This window comes from Affinundibacterium nitidum, assembly GCF_014284155.1.
Taxonomy (GTDB): domain Bacteria; phylum Pseudomonadota; class Gammaproteobacteria; order Burkholderiales; family Burkholderiaceae_D; genus Undibacterium; species Undibacterium nitidum.
In genome coordinates this window covers 63,652-89,455 of record NZ_JACOFZ010000010.1, presented here as the reverse complement: position 1 = coordinate 89,455, position 25,804 = coordinate 63,652, and the positions used below count along the sequence as shown (strand labels likewise).

General features: G+C 47.3%; 25 protein-coding genes. 9 read left to right on the top strand and 16 right to left on the bottom strand.

Features of this window, described 5'->3' with window-relative positions; translation table 11 throughout:
- The 4 genes from H8K36_RS17335 to dnaA form a co-directional block, all read right to left on the bottom strand.
- Nucleotides 1-1,098 carry a hypothetical protein gene (locus tag H8K36_RS17335; protein WP_186917782.1) on the bottom strand — a complete coding sequence of 366 codons (1,098 nt, stop codon included), beginning with the start codon at nucleotides 1,096-1,098 and terminating at the stop codon, nucleotides 1-3.
- Nucleotides 1,099-1,370: 272 nt separating this feature from the next.
- Nucleotides 1,371-3,890 (bottom strand): DNA topoisomerase (ATP-hydrolyzing) subunit B, encoded by a 2,520-nt coding sequence (gyrB, locus tag H8K36_RS17330; RefSeq protein ID WP_186917781.1) that lies wholly within the window; start codon nucleotides 3,888-3,890, stop codon nucleotides 1,371-1,373.
- Between the two features lie 88 nt (nucleotides 3,891-3,978).
- Nucleotides 3,979-5,085: a DNA polymerase III subunit beta gene (gene dnaN / locus H8K36_RS17325; RefSeq protein WP_186917780.1), complete on the bottom strand. Its 1,107-nt coding sequence runs from the start codon at nucleotides 5,083-5,085 to the stop codon at nucleotides 3,979-3,981.
- A 353-nt stretch (nucleotides 5,086-5,438) separates the two neighbouring features.
- The gene (gene dnaA / locus H8K36_RS17320) at nucleotides 5,439-6,845 is read right to left on the bottom strand and encodes a chromosomal replication initiator protein DnaA (protein WP_186917779.1); all 1,407 of its coding nucleotides are present in this window, start codon (nucleotides 6,843-6,845) and stop codon (nucleotides 5,439-5,441) included.
- A gap of 691 nt (nucleotides 6,846-7,536) precedes the next feature.
- On the opposite strand from dnaA, the gene rpmH reads away from it, so the two are divergent.
- From rpmH to mnmE, 5 genes are all read left to right on the top strand, one after another.
- The gene (rpmH, locus tag H8K36_RS17315; RefSeq protein ID WP_061535510.1) at nucleotides 7,537-7,671 is read left to right on the top strand and encodes a 50S ribosomal protein L34; all 135 of its coding nucleotides are present in this window, start codon (nucleotides 7,537-7,539) and stop codon (nucleotides 7,669-7,671) included.
- Between the two features lie 205 nt (nucleotides 7,672-7,876).
- Nucleotides 7,877-8,335 (top strand): ribonuclease P protein component, encoded by a 459-nt coding sequence (gene rnpA, locus H8K36_RS17310; RefSeq protein WP_329604239.1) that lies wholly within the window; start codon nucleotides 7,877-7,879, stop codon nucleotides 8,333-8,335.
- A complete protein-coding gene (gene yidD, locus H8K36_RS17305) occupies nucleotides 8,332-8,613 on the top strand; it encodes a membrane protein insertion efficiency factor YidD (protein ID WP_186917778.1) in 282 nt (93 codons plus the stop codon). Before rnpA ends, yidD begins: the two co-directional genes overlap by 4 nt.
- A gap of 96 nt (nucleotides 8,614-8,709) precedes the next feature.
- Nucleotides 8,710-10,386: a membrane protein insertase YidC gene (gene yidC / locus H8K36_RS17300; RefSeq protein WP_186917777.1), complete on the top strand. Its 1,677-nt coding sequence runs from the start codon at nucleotides 8,710-8,712 to the stop codon at nucleotides 10,384-10,386.
- A gap of 176 nt (nucleotides 10,387-10,562) precedes the next feature.
- Complete coding sequence (gene mnmE / locus H8K36_RS17295) at nucleotides 10,563-11,978, top strand: tRNA uridine-5-carboxymethylaminomethyl(34) synthesis GTPase MnmE (protein WP_186917776.1); 1,416 nt, start codon at nucleotides 10,563-10,565, stop codon at nucleotides 11,976-11,978.
- Nucleotides 11,979-12,070: 92 nt separating this feature from the next.
- Here mnmE and H8K36_RS17290 read toward each other — a convergent pair whose 3' ends face one another.
- The 4 genes from H8K36_RS17290 to H8K36_RS17275 form a co-directional block, all read right to left on the bottom strand.
- Nucleotides 12,071-12,397, bottom strand: a complete 327-nt coding sequence (locus H8K36_RS17290) for a DUF4286 family protein (RefSeq protein WP_186917775.1) — start codon at nucleotides 12,395-12,397, stop codon at nucleotides 12,071-12,073.
- 95 nt (nucleotides 12,398-12,492) lie between these two features.
- Nucleotides 12,493-13,470 (bottom strand): FHA domain-containing protein, encoded by a 978-nt coding sequence (locus H8K36_RS17285; protein ID WP_186917774.1) that lies wholly within the window; start codon nucleotides 13,468-13,470, stop codon nucleotides 12,493-12,495.
- Complete coding sequence (locus H8K36_RS17280) at nucleotides 13,467-14,891, bottom strand: S1 family peptidase (protein ID WP_186917773.1); 1,425 nt, start codon at nucleotides 14,889-14,891, stop codon at nucleotides 13,467-13,469. The genes H8K36_RS17285 and H8K36_RS17280 overlap by 4 nt, the downstream gene beginning before the upstream one ends.
- A 154-nt stretch (nucleotides 14,892-15,045) precedes the next feature.
- Nucleotides 15,046-15,918: a LysR family transcriptional regulator gene (locus H8K36_RS17275; protein ID WP_186917772.1), complete on the bottom strand. Its 873-nt coding sequence runs from the start codon at nucleotides 15,916-15,918 to the stop codon at nucleotides 15,046-15,048.
- A 161-nt stretch (nucleotides 15,919-16,079) separates the two neighbouring features.
- Between H8K36_RS17275 and hppD the strand changes: the two genes are divergently transcribed.
- The gene (hppD, locus tag H8K36_RS17270; RefSeq protein ID WP_186917771.1) at nucleotides 16,080-17,114 is read left to right on the top strand and encodes a 4-hydroxyphenylpyruvate dioxygenase; all 1,035 of its coding nucleotides are present in this window, start codon (nucleotides 16,080-16,082) and stop codon (nucleotides 17,112-17,114) included.
- Nucleotides 17,115-17,144: 30 nt separating this feature from the next.
- Entirely contained in the window at nucleotides 17,145-17,684 is a 540-nt protein-coding gene (locus tag H8K36_RS17265) for a VOC family protein (protein WP_186917770.1), read from the top strand.
- Nucleotides 17,685-17,809: 125 nt separating this feature from the next.
- On the opposite strand, the gene H8K36_RS17260 is transcribed toward H8K36_RS17265, so the two are convergent.
- The 5 genes from H8K36_RS17260 to H8K36_RS17240 form a co-directional block, all read right to left on the bottom strand.
- A complete protein-coding gene (locus H8K36_RS17260) occupies nucleotides 17,810-18,253 on the bottom strand; it encodes a hypothetical protein (RefSeq protein ID WP_186917769.1) in 444 nt (147 codons plus the stop codon).
- Between the two features lie 67 nt (nucleotides 18,254-18,320).
- On the bottom strand, nucleotides 18,321-18,746 hold the full coding sequence (locus H8K36_RS17255; RefSeq protein WP_186920460.1) for a DUF4279 domain-containing protein: 426 nt from the start codon (nucleotides 18,744-18,746) through the stop codon (nucleotides 18,321-18,323).
- Between the two features lie 63 nt (nucleotides 18,747-18,809).
- On the bottom strand, nucleotides 18,810-19,439 hold the full coding sequence (locus H8K36_RS17250; RefSeq protein WP_186917767.1) for an esterase/lipase family protein: 630 nt from the start codon (nucleotides 19,437-19,439) through the stop codon (nucleotides 18,810-18,812).
- Between the two features lie 218 nt (nucleotides 19,440-19,657).
- The gene (locus H8K36_RS17245) at nucleotides 19,658-20,080 is read right to left on the bottom strand and encodes a zinc-ribbon domain containing protein (protein ID WP_230404780.1); all 423 of its coding nucleotides are present in this window, start codon (nucleotides 20,078-20,080) and stop codon (nucleotides 19,658-19,660) included.
- A 62-nt stretch (nucleotides 20,081-20,142) separates the two neighbouring features.
- Nucleotides 20,143-20,607 (bottom strand): hypothetical protein, encoded by a 465-nt coding sequence (locus H8K36_RS17240; RefSeq protein ID WP_186917765.1) that lies wholly within the window; start codon nucleotides 20,605-20,607, stop codon nucleotides 20,143-20,145.
- Nucleotides 20,608-20,869: 262 nt separating this feature from the next.
- Between H8K36_RS17240 and H8K36_RS17235 the strand changes: the two genes are divergently transcribed.
- Entirely contained in the window at nucleotides 20,870-21,688 is an 819-nt protein-coding gene (locus H8K36_RS17235; protein WP_186917764.1) for a class II glutamine amidotransferase, read from the top strand.
- A 16-nt stretch (nucleotides 21,689-21,704) separates the two neighbouring features.
- Here the strand turns inward: H8K36_RS17235 and H8K36_RS17230 are convergent, their stop codons facing one another.
- The 3 genes from H8K36_RS17230 to H8K36_RS17220 all read right to left on the bottom strand — a co-directional run bounded on the left by H8K36_RS17230 (nucleotide 21,705) and on the right by H8K36_RS17220 (nucleotide 24,482).
- A complete protein-coding gene (locus tag H8K36_RS17230) occupies nucleotides 21,705-22,448 on the bottom strand; it encodes an oxygen-binding di-iron domain-containing protein (RefSeq protein WP_186917763.1) in 744 nt (247 codons plus the stop codon).
- Nucleotides 22,445-23,041, bottom strand: coding sequence for a methyl-accepting chemotaxis protein (locus tag H8K36_RS17225; protein WP_186917762.1), 597 nt, complete (start codon nucleotides 23,039-23,041; stop codon nucleotides 22,445-22,447). The genes H8K36_RS17230 and H8K36_RS17225 overlap by 4 nt, the downstream gene beginning before the upstream one ends.
- Before the next feature lie 127 nt (nucleotides 23,042-23,168).
- Nucleotides 23,169-24,482, bottom strand: a complete 1,314-nt coding sequence (locus tag H8K36_RS17220) for a glycerate kinase type-2 family protein (RefSeq protein ID WP_186917761.1) — start codon at nucleotides 24,480-24,482, stop codon at nucleotides 23,169-23,171.
- A 75-nt stretch (nucleotides 24,483-24,557) separates the two neighbouring features.
- On the opposite strand from H8K36_RS17220, the gene H8K36_RS17215 reads away from it, so the two are divergent.
- On the top strand, nucleotides 24,558-25,748 hold the full coding sequence (locus H8K36_RS17215) for a serine hydrolase domain-containing protein (RefSeq protein WP_222611260.1): 1,191 nt from the start codon (nucleotides 24,558-24,560) through the stop codon (nucleotides 25,746-25,748).
- Nucleotides 25,749-25,804 lie beyond the last annotated feature (56 nt).

Genomic DNA, 25,804 nt, shown 5'->3' with positions numbered 1-25,804 from the left:
TTAGACTTTCTTAAATATCAAAGTGGTCTCTTTAAGAGTTCCCGCATTTCCTTTAATTAAGCGCTTTTCATCTGGCAAAACTTGGTCTTCGCAAGCGATGAGCCTTAATCTCGGTGCACTTGAAGTTACAGCTTCTAACACGATCTTTGCGACATCTATCCTCTTCTTGTCTCGATGTATATCTCCCAAAACAATTGCCAGATGCCCATGCTGTTTAAGATTCTCCTGCCACCGTTTTGAACATTTACACATTAAATCCGAAAATGGTTTGCGAGATGGCGACAAATCCTGTTCAAGCAGAGTCCAATCGCTAACACCACAAAACCAAAGACGAAGTCTGTTGTCTCTCGCATAATCAAGTCCTGACATGTAAGGAGGGCTTGTAAAGATCATGTCAATTGCTTCAAATCCATTTTTCCGTGTTGCTGCATTGACCGATTTGACGTTTCTATGAATATCAAAATTCAACGGAATGGGGCTGCTAAGTGTTCTATTTACTTTCTTAATCAAACGGCTCCGAACGTCTCGATACTCATATAATTCTGGAAAGTCATTCTTAGGGAACTTTCCACTCCTTAAATATGGTGTAGCGTGACTCGCCGGAAAAGATAAGAATCCAGGTCGTTGGTGGTGAAGCAAATTAAGAAAACAACCGAAGAGAAACCAAGATTTTTGTTGCCTAAGAACGCATGCCCACGCAATTGCATCTCGTAATGTTTCAGGATGATAAAAATCTCTTACCCACATCGGCACCGTGCGCAAATCGACTAATTTGCGTTCGCGCTCAGCCAGCGCGGTGAATTTATCGATTCGTTTCAACGCTAATTCAACTGATTGATACGGAAATAATTTTGCTCTCGTAAGCGCTATCGCGTATGGACTGAGATCGCTAGCGAAAACATTTAACCCATATTTCCAAGCTTCTAAAGGGATTGTGCCAGAGCCACAAAACGGATCTAAAAGTGTATTACCCGCGGTTGTGTATTGAGAAATAAGAATTTTTGCGCGATGAACTGCCAATCGACCGACATATGGACTTAATCCATGCAGCCGATCAACAAAATCTTTCTTTAAATTTGAATTGTCATTTTCCGTCATTAGAAATTCATAAAAATTTGAGTTACCGCTAAACCAAAAGAAGGGGTTGAAAGGAGCAGCTTCAGTTCAACGCCAATCGTAGCGAAATCTTTTCTTAGTAAATTAGAATTTGTCAAGATTCAATAACCACTTTATCGCTTTTTGACAATTCCACGAAATGGCACAACTTTAAAGCTGAGATTTCGTTCAAACAATTCTAATTCAACTCTGAAATTCACAGTCCAACAAAAAAGCCCAACTCGGAGTTGGGCTCTCTCAGATTCAAACAAAAATCAAACGTCAATATTCCCAGCCCGTAAAGCATTCGACTCAATAAACGCACGACGTGGTTCCACATCATCGCCCATTAATGTCGTAAAGATCTGGTCCGCAGCAATTGCGTCTTCGATTTGTACTTTGAGTAAGCGGCGTACTGTTGGGTCCATCGTTGTTTCCCACAATTGTTCTGGATTCATTTCGCCCAGACCTTTGTAGCGTTGTTTGGAAACACCGCGTTCTGCTTCTTCGCGTAGCCATAACATCGCGTGGTGGAAATCTTGTACTGCGGTTTCTTTGGCTTTTTCGCCTTCGCCGCGGCGGATGAATGCGCCTTCGCCTAACAAACCTTTGAAAGTTTGCGCGGCGTTTTCCAAGACTTTGTAATCACTACTGTCAACGAAGTCGGCATCGATGCTACTGACTTTGACGTTGCCATGGAACATGCGTTCGATGCGCAAGCTGAGCATGCCTGAGAGTTCGTCGCTGCGTACCACGGCTTTGACCGCTGGGTCGTTCATCGCTTTGGTCAACTCTTGAGCAGTTTGTTCTGCGTGTTCTTGGGTGTCCATCTTCAAGGCTACGCCGGTCATGATCGCGGTTAAAGCAGCGCGGTCGATCACGCGCGTTAAGCGAGTCATAATGGCGTTGGCCAAGTTGAATTGACGTACCAATTCGCCCAATGCTTCGCCGACGATAGGTTCTGCACCTGTGCTTGGAATCAAAGCGGCGCCGTTCAATGCTACCGTAGTCATGTAGCTCGCTTCTTCGGCATCATCTTTGAGATAACGTTCGTCGCGGCCTGCTTTGACTTTGTACAACGGTGGTTGTGCGATGTAGATGTGACCGCGTTCTACCAGTTGTGGCATTTGGCGGTAGAACAACGTCAACAACAGCGTACGAATATGGGCACCGTCGACGTCCGCATCGGTCATGATAATGATGCGGTGGTAACGCAACTTTTCGACGTTGAATTCGTCAGGCCCGATACTGGTGCCGAGTGTAGCGATCAGCGTGGTGATCTGCTCAGACGACAACATTTTTTCGAAACGTGCTTTTTCTACGTTCAATACTTTACCGCGCAATGGCAAGATCGCTTGGAACTTACGATCACGACCTTGTTTAGCTGAACCGCCCGCAGAGTCACCCTCGACGATGTAGAGTTCGCACAGCGCTGGATCTTTCTCTTGGCAGTCGGCCAATTTGGAAGACAAGCCCAAACCATCCATCACGCCTTTACGACGGGTGAGTTCACGCGCTTTACGTGCCGCTTCACGTGCTCGTGCCGCTTCAACGATTTTGCCGCAAATGATTTTGGCGTCGTTTGGTTTTTCCATTAAGTAGTCGGTCAGTGTTTTGGTGACGATTTCTTCCACTGGGCCGCGTACTTCAGATGACACCAACTTGTCTTTGGTTTGTGAACTGAATTTTGGTTCGGGTACTTTGACAGACAATACGCAAGTTAAACCTTCGCGCATATCGTCGCCAGAAACTTCGACTTTCGCTTTTTTCGCGAATTCGTGTTCTTCGATGTATTTGTTGATGACACGTGTCATCGCTGCACGCAAACCGGTGAGGTGAGTACCACCGTCGCGTTGCGGAATATTATTGGTAAAGCACAGCACTTGTTCATTGTAAGCGTCGTTCCATTGCATAGAAACGTCGACAGTAATGTTAGTGCCTTGGTCCGACATTTTCTCGCCAGTAGCTTGGAAAATGGTAGGGTGCAAAACAGATTTGTTTTTGTTGATGTATTCAACGAAACCGCGTGTACCACCTTCAAACGCAAACAATTCTTCTTTGCCTGTGCGATGGTCGTTCAACTTGATGCGTACGCCGTTATTCAAGAACGAGAGTTCACGAATACGTTTCGCCAAGATTTCGTAGTGGAATTCGACGTGGCTGAAAATCTCTTCATCAGCCCAGAAATGCACTTCAGTACCGCGCTTGTCTGTATCGCCTACGACTTTGATTGGTGAGCACAATACGCCGTCGATGGTTTCCAATTCGCGATTTTGTACCACGCCTTTGGCGAATTCCATCGTATGCAATTTACCGTCGCGACGAATGGTCAGCTTCAATAATTTCGAGAGTGCATTCACGCAAGACACACCCACACCGTGCAAACCACCAGACACTTTGTAAGAGTTTTGATCGAACTTACCACCGGCGTGGAGTTCAGTCATCACGATCTCGGCCGCGCTACGTTTTGGTTCGTGCTTATCGTCCCACTTGATGCCAGTTGGAATACCACGGCCATTATCGGTAATCGAAATCGAATTATCGGTATGAATCGTGACGTTGATCTCAGTACAGTGGCCTGCTAGAGATTCGTCGATGGAGTTATCCAACACTTCGAACACTAAGTGATGCAAACCCGTGCCATCAGAAGTATCGCCAATGTACATGCCGGGACGCTTACGTACGGCTTCGAGACCTTCGAGAATTTGAATCGAGGACGCGCCGTAGCTTGCAGATGCGGCTGCACCCGTTGGTTCTGGAGCGGCTGGTGTGTTGTCTTGGGTATTCTCGGACATGGCTACCTTCTGAAATAACAAATTTACTAGTTCAAATGAACGCAGGGACAAGCAAGCTTGCCCCTGTTACTACTTAACTTTAATGGAATTAAATCCGCATCGGCATGACAACGTATTTGAAATCACCGTTGTCAGGAATCGTGATCAATGCAGATGAATTCGAATCGCCCAAAGCGATGTTGATTTGATCAACTTTGAGGTTATTCAATACATCTAACAAATACGTCACGTTGAAACCGATATCGACGCTATCGCCACCGTAATCGATTTCGATTTCTTCGACCGCTTCTTCTTGATCAGCATTGGTCGACAAAATGCGCATCAAACCTGGTTCGATCACACAACGGACGCCTTTGAATTTATCCGACGTCATAATTGCAACGCGTTGCAAAGAGCGCAGCAATTTTTCACGGCTTAAGGTGAAATTGTTTTTGTAACCCTTAGGGATCACGCGATTGAAGTCGGGGAATTTACCTTCGACCAATTTCGAAATCAATTCGATGTCGGCAAACGTCAATTTAACTTGGTTGTTGGCGATATCGAGTTGCACGTTGTCGTCTTTGTCTTCTAACAGACGTTGCAATTCCAAAATCGTTTTACGTGGAATGATGACTTCTTGACGCGCGAATTCTTGCTCAACTTGTACTTGCGCATAAGCCAAACGGTGACCGTCAGTCGCCACCGCAATCACGTTTTTACCATCAACGACTAATAACAAGCCATTTAAGTAGTAACGAATATCTTGTTGTGCCATGGAGAAGTGCACCATGTTGAACAAGTGTTTCAAGGCTTTTTGCGGCAAGCTCACGCTAGCATTGAAATGCTCGGCTTGTGCCACGGTTGGGAATTCTTCCGCCGCCAAGGTCTGCAAAGAGAAGCGTGACTTACCTGATTGCACACTCATCTTTTTATTGTCGAGCTTCAAGGTGACGTCATTGTCATCTGGCAGGGCGCGCAAGATGTCGAGCAACTTACGTGCCGCCACTGTCGTTGCCGTGACATCGCCACCGGAACCGATTTCAGCGTGCGTCGTAATTTGCACTTCGATATCTGTCGACAAGAACGATACTTTTTCGCCGTCTTTGCGGATGAGGATATTGGCCAGAATCGGCAATGTGTGCCGACGCTCGACAATACCACTCACAATTTGCAGGGGCCGCAGTAGGGTATCCCTGTGGGTTTTGACCAATTGCATTTTGTATCCTCTCTCAATCAATGTTAAGGGATTAGGACTTCGGCACAATCAACGCTGGCTTTGTTGTGTTCACCGTGTTTTCGGTTCCACGCCTAGCCAACGCAGTTGCCTCACTCCTAAGGATGCTGCATTTACTTCACATTGGGAGGACTTGCGAAAAACTGCCCAAACCTGGTGGCCAATTTTGCGTAAATCCTACGCCGCTTTACTGCTTAAAATCTTTTACTGTCGTCCCAGCGGAGGCAGGGACCCAGCGCCTTTCGTATTTACTGCTACAGCCGATTCATTGCTTTCAGTGCTTTTTACGCCACTGGATTCCCGCCTTCGCGGGAATGACAAAATACTTCTTACCACTATCCCTTCAAGGTCTGCTCCAAGACATGCAATTCGTGATTGCATTCTGGGCTCTTGGCGCGGTCGGCGGCGATTTTACGTACAGCATGCAATACCGTCGTGTGATCACGTCCACCAAACAACTCGCCAATTTCTGGCAAACTTTTCTGCGTTAATTCTTTCGCCAAATACATGGCGATCTGACGTGGTCTAGCGATATTCGCCGGACGACGTTTGGAATACATATCGGCGACTTTGATATTGAAGAAGTCAGCCACTGTCTTCTGAATATTTTCAACAGAGATCTGGCGGTTTTGTACCGACAACAAATCTTTGAGCGCTTCTTTGACGACATCAATCGTGATGTCTTTGCCGTGGAAACGCGAGTACGCCAAGATCTTACGCAAAGCGCCTTCAAGTTCACGCACGTTAGAACGCAAGTGCTTGGCCACAAAGAAAGCGACGTCGTCAGAGAAATTGACGCCCTCTGTATATGCTTTCTTGAGCAAGATCGCCACGCGCATTTCTAGCTCTGGCGGTTCAATCGCGACCGTCAGACCGGAATCAAAACGCGAAATCAAGCGATCATCCATGCCCGAAATTTCTTTTGGGTAGGTATCACTGGTAATAATGATTTGTTTCTTAGCCGCGATCAGCGCTTCAAATGCATAGAAGAATTCTTCTTGCGTACGGCTTTTGCCGCCAAAGAATTGAATATCATCGATCAAGAGCAAATCGAGCGAATGGTAGTAACGTTTGAAATCGTCAAAACCTTTTTTCTGATACGCCGTCACCACGTCACGTACATATTGTTCGGCGTGGATATAACGAATACGTGCGTTCGGTTTGTCGTGCAAGATCTGATTGCCGATGGCGTGAATCAAATGCGTCTTACCCAAGCCCACGCCGCCATATAAGAATAGTGGGTTATAGGAAACGCCAGGATTATTCGCCACTTGAATTGCTGCCGCCCGCGCCAATTGATTGGCCTTACCGGTAACGAAGCTATCAAAAGTTAGATCAAAATTGATGCGTGAGTTATCACGACGCGGTGCTGTTTCTGGCACGGGGTCGTGATGAACGAGGTCGCTGGTACCTGCTTGTGATGTACGTTGACTGTGATCAGCACCACTGCCTTCACCTAAATTGGCGGGCGCGGTGGTAGTCGATACGGGTTTCTTGCCTGCACGTGGGTCGATGATAAATTCGACATCAACAGTGTCATCCCAAAACTGAGAGGCGAATTCGGTGATACGTCCTGCAAATTGGGCTTTGACCCAATCTAATTTAAAGCGATTAGGTGCGCCAATACGCAGACGACCTTCTTCAAAGTCGACTACTGTTAAAGGCTTGATCCAAGCACTAAATTGCTGAGGCGTGAGTTCCTGTTCTAATTGTGACGAGCAGGCTTGCCAGAAATTTTCCATGAATCGCTTTACTATTTACTTAAGATTTATTCTTCTCAAAACCATCGATCTCTTGAATCTCTGATTCCACTTTTTTCTTGGTGATGCTGCTTTGCCCATCTTTATTTACGCCAGAGCCCTTTGCTTGCTTACTATTTATTGTTTACCCATTTTTTGGGTGCCACAGCGAGCAAACAACTAAAATCGACAATGATTATAATGGAGCTGTGTGACCGCAAAGTGTTAACTAAGCATTAAAATTATGATGTCTGACGGCAATACTTCCAAGCCCACTATTCTACCCTCCACGGCAATAGTTATCCACAGGCGCGATCAAATTTCTTTTCATTAACTCTTTTGGTAAACGCATAAAACGGGCGAAATGGATTGACAGCGGGCTTGAAAATGGTGTCTAATTACGGGTTCCCTACCCTGTTTTGTTAAATGTGACCTTGTCTTGTATAGACGTCATCTGATTTCTTAATTTATTGAAAATGAGAAAACGATTGGCTTCTACTAGCAAAGCCAAAGTCGGCATGGACAAAGTCGCAAGATGAAACCATGAGCAGCGGTTTTGGGGGCAGTAGTGGTGTAAATAGCGTGTTGCTATTGTTTAGTTGTGCTCTTCCATAACAGGGCCGCATCGAAGCAACTGGCGCAATGCACTCACCCGTAATTCCGATTTATTTTTTGCTCAAATAGTGAGATCAACATGAAACGTACTTATCAACCTTCCGTAGTTCGTCGTAAGCGCACTCACGGTTTCCGCGCTCGTATGGCAACACGTGGTGGCCGTGCAGTTTTGAACGCACGCCGTGCTAAAGGCCGTAAGCGCCTGGCAGCTTAATCTGCATCCTATAAATCCAATTTTAGGGCGCACTGTTTCGTTGCTTGTCCTCGCAATGCACTAGTATTGCTGCGAAAAGCGCCTCACTTTGCATCCCTAACATTGAATTTCTTGAATACAGATGGCTTTGGTTGGTGTGTTTAGTATCTCTTGATACTCAGTCAATTAGTTTGTTCAATAGGTTTAAATTTATATTGTGACTAATTTGACTTCATCTACCAACCTTGCCCAAAACCAGTTGTCCGGCGGAGATTTTGCGCGGGTACGACGAATCGTTAAAACGGATGAGTTCTCATCCGTTTTTCGTTTGCGGCCTGTACAACGAACGGCGCATTTCGTACTTTATGCCCGTAGCAATGAATTGACGCATGCGCGGCTCGGTGTAGTTGCAGCAAAACGCTTTGCCCCTCGGGCGGCGACACGCAATATGATCAAGCGCGTAACCCGAGAAATATTTCGACAGTCTAACCTGGTGAATGTGGATTGCATTGTGCGCTTATCAAAGCCAGTCAATAGCAAAGCCGGTCCTGCCACTAACGCACAATTGAAACGTGCGTTGCGGGACGAAGTTCTACGTCTATTCCATTCGCAACGCACCACTTCTGCTTCTCATTCTATCGGTGACCCCATTGCTGATCTCGGCCACGGCAGGGCATCACCATGAAATCGCTGCTGCTTCTTCTGTTACGCGCTTATAAATTAGCGATTAGTCCAATGTTAGGGCAAAATTGCCGTTTTTATCCGAGTTGTTCAGAATATGCGGCCGAAGCGATTCGCGAATATGGTGCTTTACACGGCTCGTTCATGGCAGGTAAACGTTTGTGCAAATGCCATCCCTGGCATCCGGGCGGTGTTGATCCCGTCCCTTGCAAACATGCTCCTGATGAAAAAAAGCAAACAGCCCCCACATCTGAGCCTAGTTCTAGCGCTCCGCTGTCTTAAAGAATTGGGCTAAAGACATATTGCTTATTGACTTAATTCATTAAAATTTTATTTAACATTCAACTATTCACCTAACCACATACTCACATGGAAAAAATGGATATCAAGCGTACCTTCCTTTGGGTCATCTTCACGATGTCGCTCGTCCTGCTTTGGGACAAATGGATGCAGCATTCGGGCAAGAGCTCGATGTTTTTCCCAACGCCAGTTTCGCAACAAGCAAAAGCGCCAAATGCTTCGGCCTCTGCCAGTGCAAGTGCTGCTGCGGTTAGCGCCCCAGCTAGCGCAACTGCAACGGCTACAGACGGCACAGTGACTGCGGTGAAAAGCGAGACAATCACGATCACAACTGACGTAGTGAAGGTCGACATCGACACTATAGGCGGCGAAATCAAGCGTTTGGAATTGTTGAAGTATGTTGATAGCGACGATGCGAAGAAAAATGTCGTGTTGTTCCACGAATCTGCAGACCGCACTTATGCCGCTCAAACAGGTTTGATCGGCGGCAATTTCCCTAACCATAAATCTGGTTTTACAGCAGTTCCAGGCGCACGCGTTTTAGGTGATGCAAACGAATTGAACTTGGTGTTGGAATCTGAGCAAGCTGGCGTGAAATTGACCAAAACCTTCACCTTCAAAAAAGGTGATTACGTGATTGGTGTGAAACACACTGTAGCTAACAAGACAGCGGCACCAATTACACCATCTTTGTATCTGCAATTGATTCATGATGGCACGAAACCAAAATCTGGCGGCATGTTCTCTGGCACTACCGAATTCTATGCGCCAGCTGTGTATACAGAAGAGAAGTTCTTCCAAAAACTGTCATTTGAAGACATTGAAAAACGTCTCGCTAAGACGAATGTTCCGCCAGATCATCCAACTTCTGCCAACAATGGTTGGGTTGCCGTAATCCAGCATTTCTTCGTTTCAGCTTTTATCCCTGACGGCAAAGTACAACGTGAAATTCGTACTGACAAAGTGCGTGACAATATCTATTCCATTTCTTCCGTAATCAACTTGGGAACGGTAGCGCCAGGTGCTGAAGTGTCTTCCACTTCACGCTTGTATTCCGGTCCACAAGAATCAGCGATCTTGGAAAAAGTCGCACCAGGTTTAGATTTGGTCAAAGATTATTGGAAACTATCGATGATCGCCAAGCCAATGTTCTGGATCATGGAATTGATCCACAAATTCCTCGGTAACTGGGGTTGGACTATCGTGGTGTTTACGATCGGTATCAAACTCGCTTTATTCCCATTGTCTGCAGCAGGCTTCCGCAGCATGGCGAAGATGAAGGTTGTCACGCCAAAAATGACAGCACTCAAAGAGAAGTACAAAAACGAGCCACAAAAACTGAACCAAGCGATGATGGAACTCTACAAAACAGAGAAAATCAATCCGCTCGGTGGTTGCTTGCCGATGTTGATACAAATGCCTATCTTCTTGGCTTTGTACTGGGTATTGCAAGCCTCAGTCGAAATGCGCGGCGCACCGTGGGTGGGTTGGATTACCGACTTGAGTAAGCCAGATCCATGGTTCATCTTGCCAGTGTTGTACGCGATTTCCATGTTCATCACGACCAAATTGAACCCTGCACCAGCAGACCCGATTCAAGCGAAGATGATGTTGTTCATGCCATTGATGTTCTCGGTGATGTTCATCTTCTTCCCATCTGGTTTGGTCTTGTACTGGGTGGTCAACAATATCTTGTCGATTGCTCAGCAGTGGGTTATCAACAATAAGATCGTGCCACCTGAGCATCGCACATAAAACAACGCAAATTAGTTTGGCGAAGTTAGCAAAAAAGCCCATTGCGAAATGGGCTTTTTTTTCATCATCATCGTTATAAAATCCCTATCGTTTTGCTGCATAACCTGTAGTATTTTGACGACAGCCTTGAATGGCTTTATCTACTGATTTCCCTAAAGCAAGTATAGAATTTCCTCATGACACATCACTACGACAGCACACCCATCGTTGCAATTGCCACCGCACCAGGCCGAGGCGGGATTGGCGTCGTGCGCATTTCGGGTAAAGACCTTAGCGGCATCACACAAGCTTTGTTCGGCAGCACCGCGCTCAAGCCGCGCCACGCCACCTATCTCGACTTCAAACAAGCCGATGGCACCGTGATTGACCAAGGCTTAGCGATCGCTTTTAAAGCACCGCATTCCTATACGGGTGAAGATGTGTTGGAGCTACAAGGCCATGGCGGCCCGGTCGTCATGCAGATGTTACTCGGTCGCTGTCTTGAGGCCGGCAAAGAACAAGGTTTGCGTTTGGCCGAGCCTGGCGAATTTACGCAACGTGCCTTCATGAACGACAAACTCGACTTGGCGCAGGCCGAGGCGGTTTCTGATTTGATCGAAGCTTCGACCGAAGCGGCCGCGAAATCAGCATCGCAATCAATGTCAGGTGCTTTCTCGAAAGTGATTCATACCTTAGTCGAGAAGGTTGTGCATTTACGGATGCTGGTCGAAGCGACGCTCGATTTTCCGGAAGAAGAAATCGACTTCTTAGAGAAATCGGATGCGCGCGGTCAACTCGCCGACATTCAAAAGTCCTTACGCGCAGTGTTCGAACAAGCAGCGCAGGGCGCTTTACTGCGTGAAGGTTTAAACGTGGTTTTAGCTGGGCAGCCGAACGTGGGTAAATCTTCTTTGCTCAATGCCTTGGCGGGTGATGATATCGCTATCGTGACACCGATTGCTGGCACCACGCGCGACAAAGTGACAGAGACCATTCATATCGAAGGTATCCCACTTAATATCATCGATACCGCTGGTATTCGTCACGACCATGATGACATTGCGCACGACGACCAACCTGTCAATAAGATCGATGCGGTTGAACGTATTGGTATCGAACGCACATGGGCAGAGGTACAAAAAGCCGACGTCATCTTGCATTTGCTCGATGCAAGCCGCGGCCCCACACGTGCTGATGAAGAAATCGCTGAGCGTTTCCCTGCGGAAGTACCTGTGATTTGTGTGTGGACCAAAATCGATATCTCTGGTCATCACGCTAGCGTCGACACCGTCAACGATTTAACTCAGGTGTATTTGTCGGCACAAGAACATTTGGGTATGGATTTGTTACGCCAAGAATTACTACGCATTGCAGGCTGGCAGCAAACAGGAGAGTCGCTGTACTTGGCACGAGAGCGTCATCTGATTGCGCTCAAACACGCGCATGAACATCTGGAACAAGCCGCAGAATACGCTGCTCAAAATGATCAATCGCTTGATCTATTCGCTGAAGAGCTACGCCTGACGCAAGATAGACTCAATAGCATTACCGGTGAATTTACCTCAGACGACTTGCTTGGCGTGATCTTCTCGCGTTTTTGTATAGGTAAGTGATATCAGTCAAATACAAGTGATGAAATGTGATTGATGTAAGTGAGGTGCGCTTGCATCAATCGAGTCACTAAGAGTCACTAAGATTCGTTCGCTCAAAAAAACTTTTCGTCTGTTTTTTCTACCCGCTTCAGGGTGAACAATTCATTAAAGACCAAACGACTTGGCGTGCAGCCTTCAGGGAAGTGTTGCATGAAATCGAAACGCATATCAGCAGCGTGTTCGCTCAGGTAGCGATCGTAATCTTCTAGAGTTTCAGCTTGGTAGCAAGTGCGGTATAAGGTCTCGGTGGCTTGATCAAAGCGAATAGCAACGAAACACCCTGTCGCCATAATTTCTGGCAAATGTTTGTCGCGCATATATTGCTCAAAGGCGGTCGCCAAATCGGCACGCACTTCTACACTGACTTCGTAAAAAACCATACAACACTCTATCTCAAATTGAATGCGGCTTAGTATCGATTGACAGCATCAGTCTGTCAATTGAGTTCACGATAGTTGACGTTCACTGCAACTTTTTAATCTTCCTCAATTTGCATTTCGCCAGGGGGCAAGATCTTTGTGCGATCTTTATCCACTTGGCTCTTTAACTTATCAGCAGCCTGCGCAAAGTGATCGACATCTTCGTCATGCGCAATATGTAAGCCTGGAGCAAAGATATCGCCCATATACAATTCATCGGCGAAGGTTCCTGTATTTTTTTGATGCGTCATCAAGATCAAGCCCGAGCCCAAAGCTGAGCAGAACAAGCTGGTCATCAGTAGTCCACGCGTATAGCGGCGCTTGATGGTACTTAAGTGCATATAAATCGCGATGGCCAACACCAAAATGTCGATATGGCTACCATACCGTGTGAACCATTCCCAAGAGAACATAAAGCCCAAAAAGCTCGCAAGGGCGTTCCATGCTTGAAGAAAGAGCATGGCACTCGCAACGATAAAGAGATGTCGACCAAAGCGCGGATTGCGCCCAAACAAACGATTTGCAGCTGCCCAGATGCCACTCCACAACAGCGCCGCTAGTAGAACAGAAATGACCGCTTGCAAATACACCAGCAGATTAAATCCATCAGTTTGCGACAACCAAGTGCTCACCCAAGTAAGGGTGGAGATGATGGCGACACCTGCCAACGCCGGACGCCAGCCTTCCCATTGATAATTGCTAGTATCAACAGTCTCTGGCTCCACCTCAAAATTCGAGCGCCGCACGCGCAAATGACTTTGTCCGAGTCGCACTACGGTATACCCTGTCAGCTCTAACTGGCTTTGTCGTCTACCTTGCGACGACATGCCATTGCGGCTATCGAGATCTCGGATTTGCAAATTGCCGTCGGCGTTTTCTTCAACAATAGCGTGACGCGCCGCAACGTGCTCGTCATCGAGAATGACTTCGTTTTCGTAGGAGCGTCCAATGCGTATCGGCAGCTGCTCGACTCGAACACGCTGCTCGACTTCGCCATTGCGGTTCAATAATTCGACGAAGAAAGGTGCACTCATTTGGCCTCCACTTTCTTATCAGCCCCGGCGTTATTCGAGTTCAAAGCGATACTCTTTAAGAACAATCGGGCAACCCGCATACCGTTTTGATATGACACACCACGCGTGTCCAAACGGCTCTGCAGTACTTCTTTGGCCTGATCTAATGTAGTGCTGATCATGATGAAGTCGTACAGCTCAGGGAATTTTCGGTAAGCACGCACACATAGCACAGTCCTCATCGACACGCCCTCGTTCTTCACAAAGTCTTCATGACAAGCAGGTGCAGTGACACTAGGGTAACGTGTGCTCGCAAAAATTTGATTCTTGAAACGCTCACTAATCAAACGTGAAAAACGTAGCGCATCGAGACTCTTCGACTGCAATAATGTGTGGGTAATCGCGATGTGACCGGTTTGCAGTTTTCCAGAAATGAAAAGCGAGGACTCCATCGCGCAATTCATTTTATCGTCCGCATAACTACTTTCTTCTTTGGTATTCGAGCTTCCCCAACACCGCATCTGGTCTGATTCACGCACTGGCACTTGGTATTTACCAAGCACACGAGAACTCAAATTATTCTCTAATAGACGATCCACCATGAAATTTTGATGTGCGATCAACTGCCGTCCTACTTCCTCACTGAATACTAAGGGCACTTGTTTCTGTGCTTTGACGCGATTAACCAACTCCACCACAAATCGAGCAGGCACTAAAAAACTAACGAGTTCACCGTCGGTGCGCTTGGCGACATTCACACCGGCAATCGCGCCGACGCCGTTGACATTTGGACCGCCACTCATGCCCGCATTGATAGGGCCGGTGAATAAAAATTGATCGTAAAACGCACGCGCAATGACGCCATTGTAGGCCCCTTCAGAAATCGCAAAACCGAGATCAAGTGGATTGCCTAAGGAATACAGATATTGACCTTGAACCAATGGGCTCAGCTGATTTGCAGTGCTTGGTATTTTGAAAAAACCTTTGCCTTTGCGGCTGACCTTCACGACCGCTAAATCATGCAAGACGTCCACGGCCAACAACTCCAAAGTTCCGCGTTGGTCGTTAGTGTCGACAAATTCACCGACATACGTTTCGGGTTCAAGGGCGATTTGTGAAATCACATGGTAGTTCGTCACCACCAAATCGGTATCTTCTACAAAAAAACCCGAACCGACGGAAGATTGTGTACGCCCATTACGCACCAGAACACGGATTTGCAGCAGGTCATTCTTGGCAGCAGCATAGAGTTTTTGCGCTGCAGACGAAGGCTGGGGTAAAACGGTCTCGCCAACGCCAGCCTTGCTCGCTTCACTACTATCGGGCTTGGTAGTCTTCTGCGCGTAAGTTGAAACGGAAAACGCTAGCAAACCCATACAAACGCCAAGACGATAGTATCGCCTCCAAACAGACAATGATTTCATCTTGATCATTTCATGCATAGTATTTTCTCGACTACCGAATCAGCAATAGAAGCTACGATATCCGTAGCATAAACGTTTTTACTGCAATCAATTGTAGCTGGAGCAAAAATTTGCGTTTCGTACGACATGCGAGCTGCTTTTGTCACTTCCAGGAGGATTCATAACTCTGGATCTAGGCCTCTGCGCGCAACAACTCGACAAGGCGACGCCCAGCCCGCCCTAAGGCTTGATCTCGGTGGCGCACCATACGCGGTACAAAGCGATAGCGTGAACCTTCATCAAATCTCACTTCAACTAATTTACGCTTCTTGAGCTCATCTTTGACTAAGAAACTCGGCATCCAACCGTAGCCCAAGCCCATCAACAAAGCCTCTTTCTTGGCAAAGAAGCCATCAAGATAAAAAACGCGTTCACTACCGAAGACATGCTCGTCATTACCGCTCTGACTGGAGTCTTGCACCGATAACTCGGTATGTTCTTGCAATTGCGTCAAACTCACTTTCTTCATTTGCGCCAATGCATGCTCGGGTGCTACACATAAGACGCATTCGATTTCCGATAAATTTTCGGCATGAAGGTGCGGATGTGGCGTGTAGTCTTTAACGATCATTAAATCGGCTTTTTTGCTTTCAAAGCGATGTTGAACGCCGCGTAAAAATTCAACTTTGACTTGCACGCGCGTTGGCGCACCTTCGTCGGCCAGGTCTTTCAGCGCCTTTAGCACCGTTTGCAGCGACAAGATGCCATCGACAATCACGAATAACTTAGCTTCCCACTCTTGATTGAGTTCGCGCGATAAGGCTTCTAACTGGTTCGCTTGAATTAGTAATCGTCGTCCTTCATTCAAAACCACTTCGCCGGCTGAAGTGAGCTTTACCCGGTAACCATCACGATCGAGCAAATCAAGGCCCAATTGCTGTTCCAGCTGTTTGATTTGATAACTGACCGCCGATTGCGCCTTATGCAAACGCAGTGCGGCTTTAGCGACGCTGCCTTCGCGCACCACGGTATCGAGGGCCAACATGAAATTGAGATCGAGGCTCAAAGTTTGCTCCAAATTCTGAAAAAAGCGTTTGCAACATCATCGAAATTCTTGATGAAGTTTAGCGAAATATTGTGCTTTTTTTGTTGATCTATCTTAATTACATTAGCGAAAACAGTCGCTAACAGGGTGTTAGCGCCACAGAAATCTATTGGAGACCTACAATGACACAAGCGAATCCACTCAAACTGCACGGTATTGAATTCACCGAATTCTGCGGCCCATCGGCTGAACACCTAGAAAAATTATTTTGGGCATTTGGCTTTTCCAAATTGCGCCAACATCCAAGCAAAGCGATTAGCTACTTCCGCCAAAACGATATTCACTTCCTCATCAACAATGAACGTCAAGGTTTCTCCGCTGAGTTCGCTAAAAAGCATGGCCCATCCATTTGCTCTATGGGCTGGCGCGTCGAGAACGCTGCTTTCGCTTTGGAAGAAGCGGTCAAACGCGGGGCACGTGCGGTTGCCGATGCGGATAAAGATCATGCTTACCCAGCGGTATATGGTATTGGCGACAGTGTGATTTACTTTATCGAGCCAACAGGCAGCGGCGCATCAATCTACGAGCGCGATTTCGTCGCTTTGGCCTCACCTTTGATCCAAGCCGAAAAAGGTTTCTTAACGGTCGATCACTTGACCAATAATGTGCCTTTCGGCGAGCAAGAAAAATGGGCAAATTTCTATAAGGGCATTTTCGGCTTTACGGAGGTACGTTACTTCGATATTCAAGGCGCGAAAACGGGTTTGACCAGCTATGCCTTACGTTCACCTGATGGCAGCTTCTGCATTCCTATCAATCAACCGAAGAACGAACAAGATCAAATCGCGGAATACCTGCGCGACTATAACGGCCCTGGCGTACAGCATTTGGCATTCTTAACCGAAGACATCCTGCATTCACTCGACCAACTCGATGGTAGCGGCATTGAAACCTTGGATATTGATGATGACTACTATGCCGAGGTTTTCCAACGCGTGCCTCACGTCCGTCAAGATCATGCGCACATCGCAAAACATCAGGTCTTAGTCGATGGTGATGATGATGGATACTTGCTGCAAATTTTTACGAAAAACATCATCGGCCCTATCTTCATCGAGATCATCCAACGCGAAAACAATCTGAGTTTTGGTGAGGGCAATTTCGGTGCTTTGTTCCGTTCGATTGAAAAAGACCAAGAACGTCGTGGTGTAATTTAAACAGTCCAAGAATAAAGACAGGGGAATAACATGGCATTACAAGGCGTACACCACGTGGCATATCGTTGCCGCGACACCAAAGAAACGGTCGAATTTTATCAACAGGCTTTAGGCATGGACTTCATGTTGGCGATTTCCGAAGACCGCGTACCGTCGACCAAAGAAGAAGACCCTTATATGCATGTCTTCCTCGATGCAGGCAATGGCAATGTGCTGGCGTTCTTCGAAATTCCGAATTCACCACCTATGGATAGAGATCGTAATACGCCATCATGGGTGCAACACTTAGCATTCCAAGTCGATAGCCTCGATAGCTTGTTGGCGGCGAAATCTCATCTCGAAAGCATGGGACTGAGCGTAGTCGGCCCCACCAATCACGAGTTATTCCAATCGATTTATTTCAATGACCCGAACGGCCATCGCATAGAATTGGCAGCGAATACCTCGACACCAGAAATGCTGAAGAAACTCAAAGAAATCGCGCCGCAGATGTTGGAAGATTGGACTGCCAGCAAGCGCACGGTGCACCATGCATCGTGGTTGCACGAGAAAGAGTTCGCTACCCACTAGCGATATGAAAACAAGGTTTGCTAGGCGGCAGACCTATTTACATATCCGGATAGTCTCCCTCCTGTACCTTTGTACAGATGATTTGCACCAGTTGTTCTGGTGCTTTTTTTATGGCTAATTGACAATCAGGGCGTCGACGGTTCGCGCAAGGCGTGATAGAGAATGAGGCGAATCGATAGTAAGACACTCAGTGCAAACGCCACAGTCACCACGATGCCTGCCCATTTGATCTCGGTCCAGAACAGGAAGAGGTAAGCGAGATAAGCTAAAGATGCAATTCCACACAGTAGTTCCGTGAGGCTAATCAACACCGCACTACGCTTTGATCGCGTTTTTCGGTTTAAGGCCCAAAAACCAAGCGGCCAGACAAAGATCGAAATCACTAGAATTTCATCAATGCTCTCGAAATGAATGGCCTTATAGGGAACGTATTGTTCCGTCTTACTGACCATTTTCGCATCAGGTTTTCCATTTTCTTGCACCACCGTCGTACATTGGGATAAGGGCAAGAAGAAACATGCCAATATCACGATGGCTAATGCGCGTTTGATTCCTTCTAGATATTTCATACTTCCTCCAGCACTTCACCGAATTTGAACAAACTTTCAGCTATTCTCATGAGCCTATCTTATAAGGCTATTTGTCTTTGGCGAAATAAAGATCAGCGTCAAGTGCCAATCCCAAAGCGGCTATTCTTGACACCATTGAGCGCGACAATGAAAGCCCAGGGCTTGCAGTTTCATCGTAGTAACCAACACTAACCAAGTATGTGTCAAAATTTTCGCTAAAGCGCTTTACTGCTTCAATACGTGTTTCTAATATAGGTAGAAACGCTTCAATATGGTCTCTCAAAACTGTGTTTGACTCATCCAATGGGCCGCGCAATGACCACCCACTTTTATGGCGTTCGTTTACGTATTTACCGCGATCTCCTTTGCTCCACTGTTCTGTGGGTTCCATGCCCATTTCGCGGGTAATTTGATCAAGAGGCAAATACTCACCAGAAATATGGAAGTAGACGTACGCACGCGGCATCGACCTCACTTTTGATTCATCATTCATTCAGACACCGATTTGTTTTTCGAGTTTATCTAGTCTTAGATAGATATGGAGCTCATGAGCACATCAATCATCATCAAACCACTTTTGCATCAGACGCAATGCTTCTTGATTAGATGGAATAAAACCATGACTAGCCGAGACAGGAAAACGAGTTACCATTTCTGAAGCACAGGCTTCGTCTGCAGTTACCATGCCGTCATGATCAAAACCAAAACCGGCAAAGACGCCGAGCGCACCTAGCCAAGGCCATAATCCATACACACTTGCAGTAGGAATAGGCGGCACAGAAATCGCGGCCATGCGTTTTTCATCGGCAACCAATTGTCCGCATTCTCCGGCCATCCAATGATAAGTGTGCCAATCACGGATACGTTGACTCAGACGCATGGCCTTTAAAGGCGATGCGAGCAAAACTAGTCGACGCGGCTGTATGTCTCGATCCGATAATTCCTGCAAAACCATACGTAATATCACGCCGCCAAATGAATAAGCGATTGCATCATACTCACCAAGTGCGGCGAGTTTTTCTACTGCAGCAGTGAGGTCTTGCTTAATTTGAGTAATCGATTGTTTCGATGGCAGATAGTCAAAACAATGCACGGTATAGCCGCAACGCTCGAAGTGACGTATCAGCGCACCGCGCATGTATTTCTTGCCGCCGACACCGTCGACGAAGAGGAGTTGTTTGCTCATGTACCCTTAATCAAATGATGCTTGTGTTTTGCTGCTTAGGCAAAGTCTGCTTCTTTAGTAGTACGAATCTTACCATCTTCGATTTATTGCGACGCTCTAAACAAATACGCAAAGCTACTACTCAGCGTCAAATTTTTCCGCACAATCTCTAAGGCAAACTAATTGGCGCTCGCTGTCTATTCTTTCAGCAGCCGTAATCGCATGGAGTATTATCTCTGTCACTCTTTGGTATTAAGTTGCTTCCTTTCCAGCCCCTCAAAGTGCTCCTGACGTGCGGTGATTTTGCGCTCACGTTCTTTTACACGACATGGTCTACACAATACCGCTGCCGTCCAAACCCCACCTTTGGCGGACTCGTACCACCATTTTTGCTGGGTCGCAGTCCAGACCTCATGTACGCCACAAGCCTTGCATGTAAAGGGAAGGTCGACATAGTATCCGCGATGAACGAATTCCGGCCAGCCGCAACTGACGTTGGGGCCTAAATTCGCAGCATTCACAAGAATTTTTTTACTGACCGACGCCAGTGAACGTATTTTCTCACCTCTAGCGATGGCCGCTTTCCTGATGCGCTCCTCAAGTCTCGCCTTTTGGGCAAGGGCAGCATCTGCCGCACGGCGCGCCGCTCGATCCAAGTTCATTTCCTGCCGCCGTTGTTTTCCGCTTTTCATCTATGTGTGGGACTCAATACGTTTTACCTTTATTAGGCATGCTCATACTTTTCTTGCCAAAACGAGATTTGATACTGAGAAAGGTCATCGATATCGTCTGGCTGATAGAACTCGACCTTACAAGGCTTTTCTGGAAACTGCCACTTTAACTTTGCTTCCCACATCTCTTTCAAAGTGTTGCCTAGCGCGATCAGCCTATCTCTCGAGGCATCTTCACACCCTACATATTGAATGTCTAAGATATGTAAATGGTTGTTCATCCACTCAACCGAGTGTGGATTGTAATCTGCCCGATTAATCAGCTTCCGTATCGCATCTTCCGAAAAGCCTTGGCTCAAAATAAGGCCTTCAAATTCGACCAATTCCGGCCAAAATACTGCTGCATATCCCACTGCCAATGAAAAACGGCCCATGCAGCCAACCCAGGTTTCAAGGTTAACGCCTTCACCAGAGTTCCATTCTGCGAGTTCCGCTTTCATGCTGTCGGGTGTAATCATATTTCTTCGCGCAAACTTTCAATTAGTACAAATAAATCATAGCCAGAATGTTGCATTCTACTTAAGCTGGGACACTGGTCAAGCAGTGAGCCATCTCCAAACTAAAGAACTATTCGTCAAGAAAGATGAAGGCCTAACACTCATTCGCTCTGCCTTATACGCAAAACCAGCATAAGCAAATCCGAATATATTATTTAAACATATAAAACTTCGATGTTAAGTTATAGCCTCTGTCATCTTTCTGCGTTTTCTTGATCTGACTATGTGCCAACTTCTCTCGATGAACTGCAATACACCAACCGATATCGTGTTTAGCTTTACTGGCTTTTCCGAACGCGGTGGGCGTACTGACGAGCATAAAGATGGTTGGGGTATCGCGTTTTTTGAAGAGAAGGGTGTTCGTCATTTTATCGACGACAAACCAGCAGTCGAGTCTGCTTTGGCAGAGATGATTAAGACGCATCCGATTAAATCGAAAAATGTGATTGCCCATATTCGCAAGGCGACGCAAGGCGAAACTTCTTTGCAGAACTGCCACCCTTTCATTCGCGAAGCGTGGGGCCAAGAATGGGTGTTTGCGCACAATGGCGATTTGAAGAGCTTCGCCCCCGTATTGAACGGTAGCTACCAGCCAGCAGGTAATACCGATAGCGAATTGGCGTTTTGCTTTTTGATGCAAGGGCTAACACAAGAATTTGGCGATGTTGCACCCAGCATCGAACAAGTGCGTCAGTTCCTCAAACAGTTCAGCGCTGAAGTGGCCAGCCATGGCACGTTCAACTTTACTTTGTCGAATGGCGCTGCCCTTTACGTGCATTGCTCAACAAAGTTGCATTATGTCGAACGCCAATTTCCCTTCACCACCGCGGCATTAAGTGATGAGAATTTAGCGATTGATTTTTCCGCAGTGACCACGCCGCAAGATCGCGTGGCTGTGATCGTGACCGAGCCATTGACGACCAACGAACAATGGACAGCGTTTCAAACGGGTGAATTGAAAGTATTTGTTGACGGTCGCGTGCTGCCAGAATTCAGCGAGCATCAAACAAGCTACCAAGAGCCTTTACGTTTGGTAGCTTAAGCTGGCAGCAGTTTTTCTAGCGGCGTATGCCGGAACCAATCTGCAATTCAGAGAACCAATTAATAAAGCGCTTCACATCGGCCCCTTGGTAAATGGCGCCATGCTGCGGACACAGCATATCGATATCCAAATCATTGACGCGTCGACACCAATCAAGTTTGGCTTCGTTCGAGCCCATCCAACGACGATGAAATCCTTCCGCATGACGGATGTGTTTATCGAAGTCTTTAACGAACAAATCATCTTCACCCGGCGGCAACAAAGCAGCGCCGACATCCCCAGAAAAGAAAACTTTAGCGGTTGGATCATACAAATTGAAGTTCCCCGACGAATGCAAGTAGTGGGCGGGCACTGCGCGTAAGCGTATGCGACCTAAACTAATATCGAGGCCATCATCGGGAAGTGGAATAAAAGTTTCGCCATTGCCGCCGAAGTGCGGGATAAACGAGCTCCACAACCAACTCAAATAACATTTCAAGTCAGGGTTAAATTCTAACCACAAGGACAAAGATGAAATCACATCAGGGTCTTGATGCGAGGAAAAGAGGGCGACGATATTGCGCGCATCCATCTCTGAAGTAATGGCGGAGAACACCTCGGGGAAAATTTCCATACCACCGGGGTCGGTCAAAATCGCTTTGTCACCTTGTATCACCAGATACTCATTGGTGTCGATCAAGTAGTCTGGTTTTTCTGGATCACGCGTAATAACAGCCCAGCTATGATCGCCTTGTTCAAATATGGTTTGGTATTTTTTCATGCGTTTTTCATGGTGGTGGTGAGTTGTTTGAGATAAGAGATCGTTAAATTCATAATCTCTTCAATGCGTCCTGCGACTTGTTGCATGTCGGCCAGCATCGTGCCGCCGTAGGCCGCTTCAATGCGCGCATTGTGGGACAACATGGCGCCCGAGCTGCATAGATTGAGTGAGCGTTTGACCTCGGCTTCTAAGCTTTGCCATTCATGATCAACGCCCTCTTGTAACTGTTGGAATTGCTCTGACTTCAGTGCGTGACTCGCATGTAGTTGCTCAGCCGCACGCTGAGTCTTTTTCATGGCACTGGCGAGAAGACTTAAGTTTTTTTGTAGCTTACGTAAATCGGCAATACGTTTCACCAGTCGGAAAATCATCTCGCCCAGACGTGCCATCATTTCTTCCATCTTTTGGCTAAACACCCGTAACTCCATCGCCACCACTTTGAAACCGGATGATTGTTGCCCTGCACGCTTCGCCACCAAGATCGCATTCATGGCGACCAAGTTGATTTGATGCGAGATTTCGATGACTTGCTTTAGGCCATGATTAATCGATACCGACAATGCTAGATCTGAGGCTGGTTTGCTGACATGCATAAGAAGTCCCTGGGTAGTACGTCGCTGCAAAAAACCGGGAAAAAACCAAAGAACACGATAAATACGATTATTAGCTGGAAAAGACCTTGTCTTAAGTCAATTTTTGCTCAAGTGTTGCATTCCGACATCATTTCTGCAGTATCAAAATCGCACGGAAGTCATTCACATTGCTTAAGGTTGGGCCCGTCACCAGCAAGGCTTTGAGCGTTTCAAAGAAGGAATAGGCGTCGTTAGCTGCCAAAGAGACGGACGCGTGCAAACCCGCATGATGCGCTAACAGCAAACTATTCGGTGTCAGCCATGCACCCGCATTGTCTTCGCTACCGTCGATGCCATCGGTATCCGCAGCCAATGCGTATATCTGGGGATGCGCTTGTAAGCCTATGCATAAACTCAATAAATATTCGGTATTACGACCACCGCGCCCTTGGCCCTTGACCTGCACCGTCGTCTCACCTCCAGATAAGAGTAACTGCGGTCTTTGCAGATCACGTGCGGCAAACGAACGCGCTAACTGCGCATGCTGTCTTCCGAGTTCTTTCGCTTCGCCTTGCAAACGATCAGACAAAATATGGACATCGATATTCTGCGCTCTCGCCCAAGTGGCCGCCGCGTCCAGCGCTGTTTGCGCACAGGCGAGTAGTACGTAATCTGAACGCAGATCAGAAGGAAATTGCTTAGGCGTTTCTGATTGAGGCGACTGCAAATACGCTTCCACAACCGATGGCACGGCAATATGATGCGTACGCAAAATGGCGAGTGCATCGGCACTCGTACTCTCATCGATCAAGGTAGGGCCACTCGCAATGATCGCGGCGTCATCACCTGCGACATCGGAAATAATTAAACTAATCACTCGTGCAGGAGCACAGGCTAACGCTAAGCGACCGCCTTTAATCGCTGACAAATGTTTGCGTACGCAATTCATTTCATGGATGGTGGCACCACTACGCAGCAGAGCGCGATTGATCTCTCGCTTTTGTTCCAAGCTCAAACAGGGTGCGGGCAAACTCATCAACGCGGAGCCACCGCCCGATAACAAACAGATCACCAAATCATCTGCACTTAAGCCTTGCACCGATGCTAACAAGCGCTGGGCTGCTAAGTAACTCGCCTGATCCGGCACCGGGTGGGCCGCTTCAACGACCTCAATGTGTTGGCAGGGAACGGCATGGCCGTAGCGCGTAATCACTATACCTTGCAGCGGGGTCGGCCAATATTGTTCCAGCGTCTGCGCCATCGCGGCCGCCGCTTTTCCGGCACCGATAACGAAAGTACGTTGCGGTAATTGATCGTCAAAATCGCGCAGTATCCGAGCAATCACTGGCGGCATGCATTGTGCAGGCGTCACCGCAGCGACGCCTGTCTCGAACAGTTCTCGCAAGCGACTGATGGCTTGCTGTTCTTGAGAAGCGTTGGAGTTAGTCGGCAGACTTGGCATGGTATTGAAGATGTTGAAGAACGCTTGGCGGTGGCAAGAAAGGATAAAATACCAGTTTTGGCCACAAATAGCTTCATGAAAATCATCAGCAATCCATACAACTTTAGCGCTATCGCCCCTGCGATGCAGTCTTATATCGACCGCAAGATTCTCTCGGGCGTGTCTTCTGCCGTGCTACATGGACAAGATTTGGTGCATTTTCATGCAGCTGGCTGGGCCGATATCGAAAACCAAATTCCACTCGATCATCAGCACTTGTTCCGCGTTTTCTCGAATAGCAAATTAGTGACTTCGATCGCCATTTTGCAATTGATCGAAGAAGGGCTCTTAGGTTTAGATGACCCAGTCGAGCGTTATTTGCCGCAACTCGGCAAGCGCCAAGTTCTGTTACCCGGTGCGACCAGTATCGAGCAGACCGAACCCGCGCGCTCCTCGATCACCATCCGCCAACTGCTGACCCACACGTCCGGCCTCAGCTATGGTTTGCTTGACCATGGCAGTACGATTTATAAAGCCTATGTCGAACGCAAGGTGCTCAATGCGTTTGAGCCTTTGTCCGAATTGATCAATGTGCTCGAAGACCTACCGCTGACTTTTCACCCCGGTACCGCTTGGGAGTATTCGATTGCGACCGATGTTTTATCCCGCGTGGTGGAAGTGGTGAGTGGCGATAATTTTGATATTTACCTGCACGCCAAGATCTTTTCACCGCTGGGCATGAATGACACTGCCTTCTGGTTGCCACCGCATAAGCATCATCGTTTGACCGCCTATTATGCGGGCACCGACCCCATGAATGTGCTCAATCGGGATTTGAAGCGACTCGAAAAATCGCCGTATCCAGAAGCTTTCCTGAAACCTATTCCTCGCTTTTCAGGCGGCGGTGGTTTAGTCTCTAGCATGCAAGATATGCTGGCCTTGATGCGTAGTTTTATGCCTGGCGGTCATGCAGTATTAAAGCCAGAAAGTATTGCTTTGATGATGCAGAACCATTTGCCTGCTGGCTGGGGCATTGCTTTTCCGGGCGTTGGCGACGTCCCTGGTAAAGGCTTTGGTTTCGGTGGCGCTGTGACCATGCAGCCAGGTGAAAATGATCCGCCACAAGCGCATGGCGAATTCGAATGGGGTGGTATCGCGGGTACCCATTGGTGGATTTCACCCCGCCATAATTTGGCGGGCCTATTGATGACGCAAAGACAGATGGCGTTTTGGCATCCGTATTCATTTGAATTTAAACGTTTGGTATATCAGGCTGTAGTCGGGTAATACCTCCTTACGAAGTGCTGCCTTTTGTACTATCCTTTTGCACCAACCATTTTCTG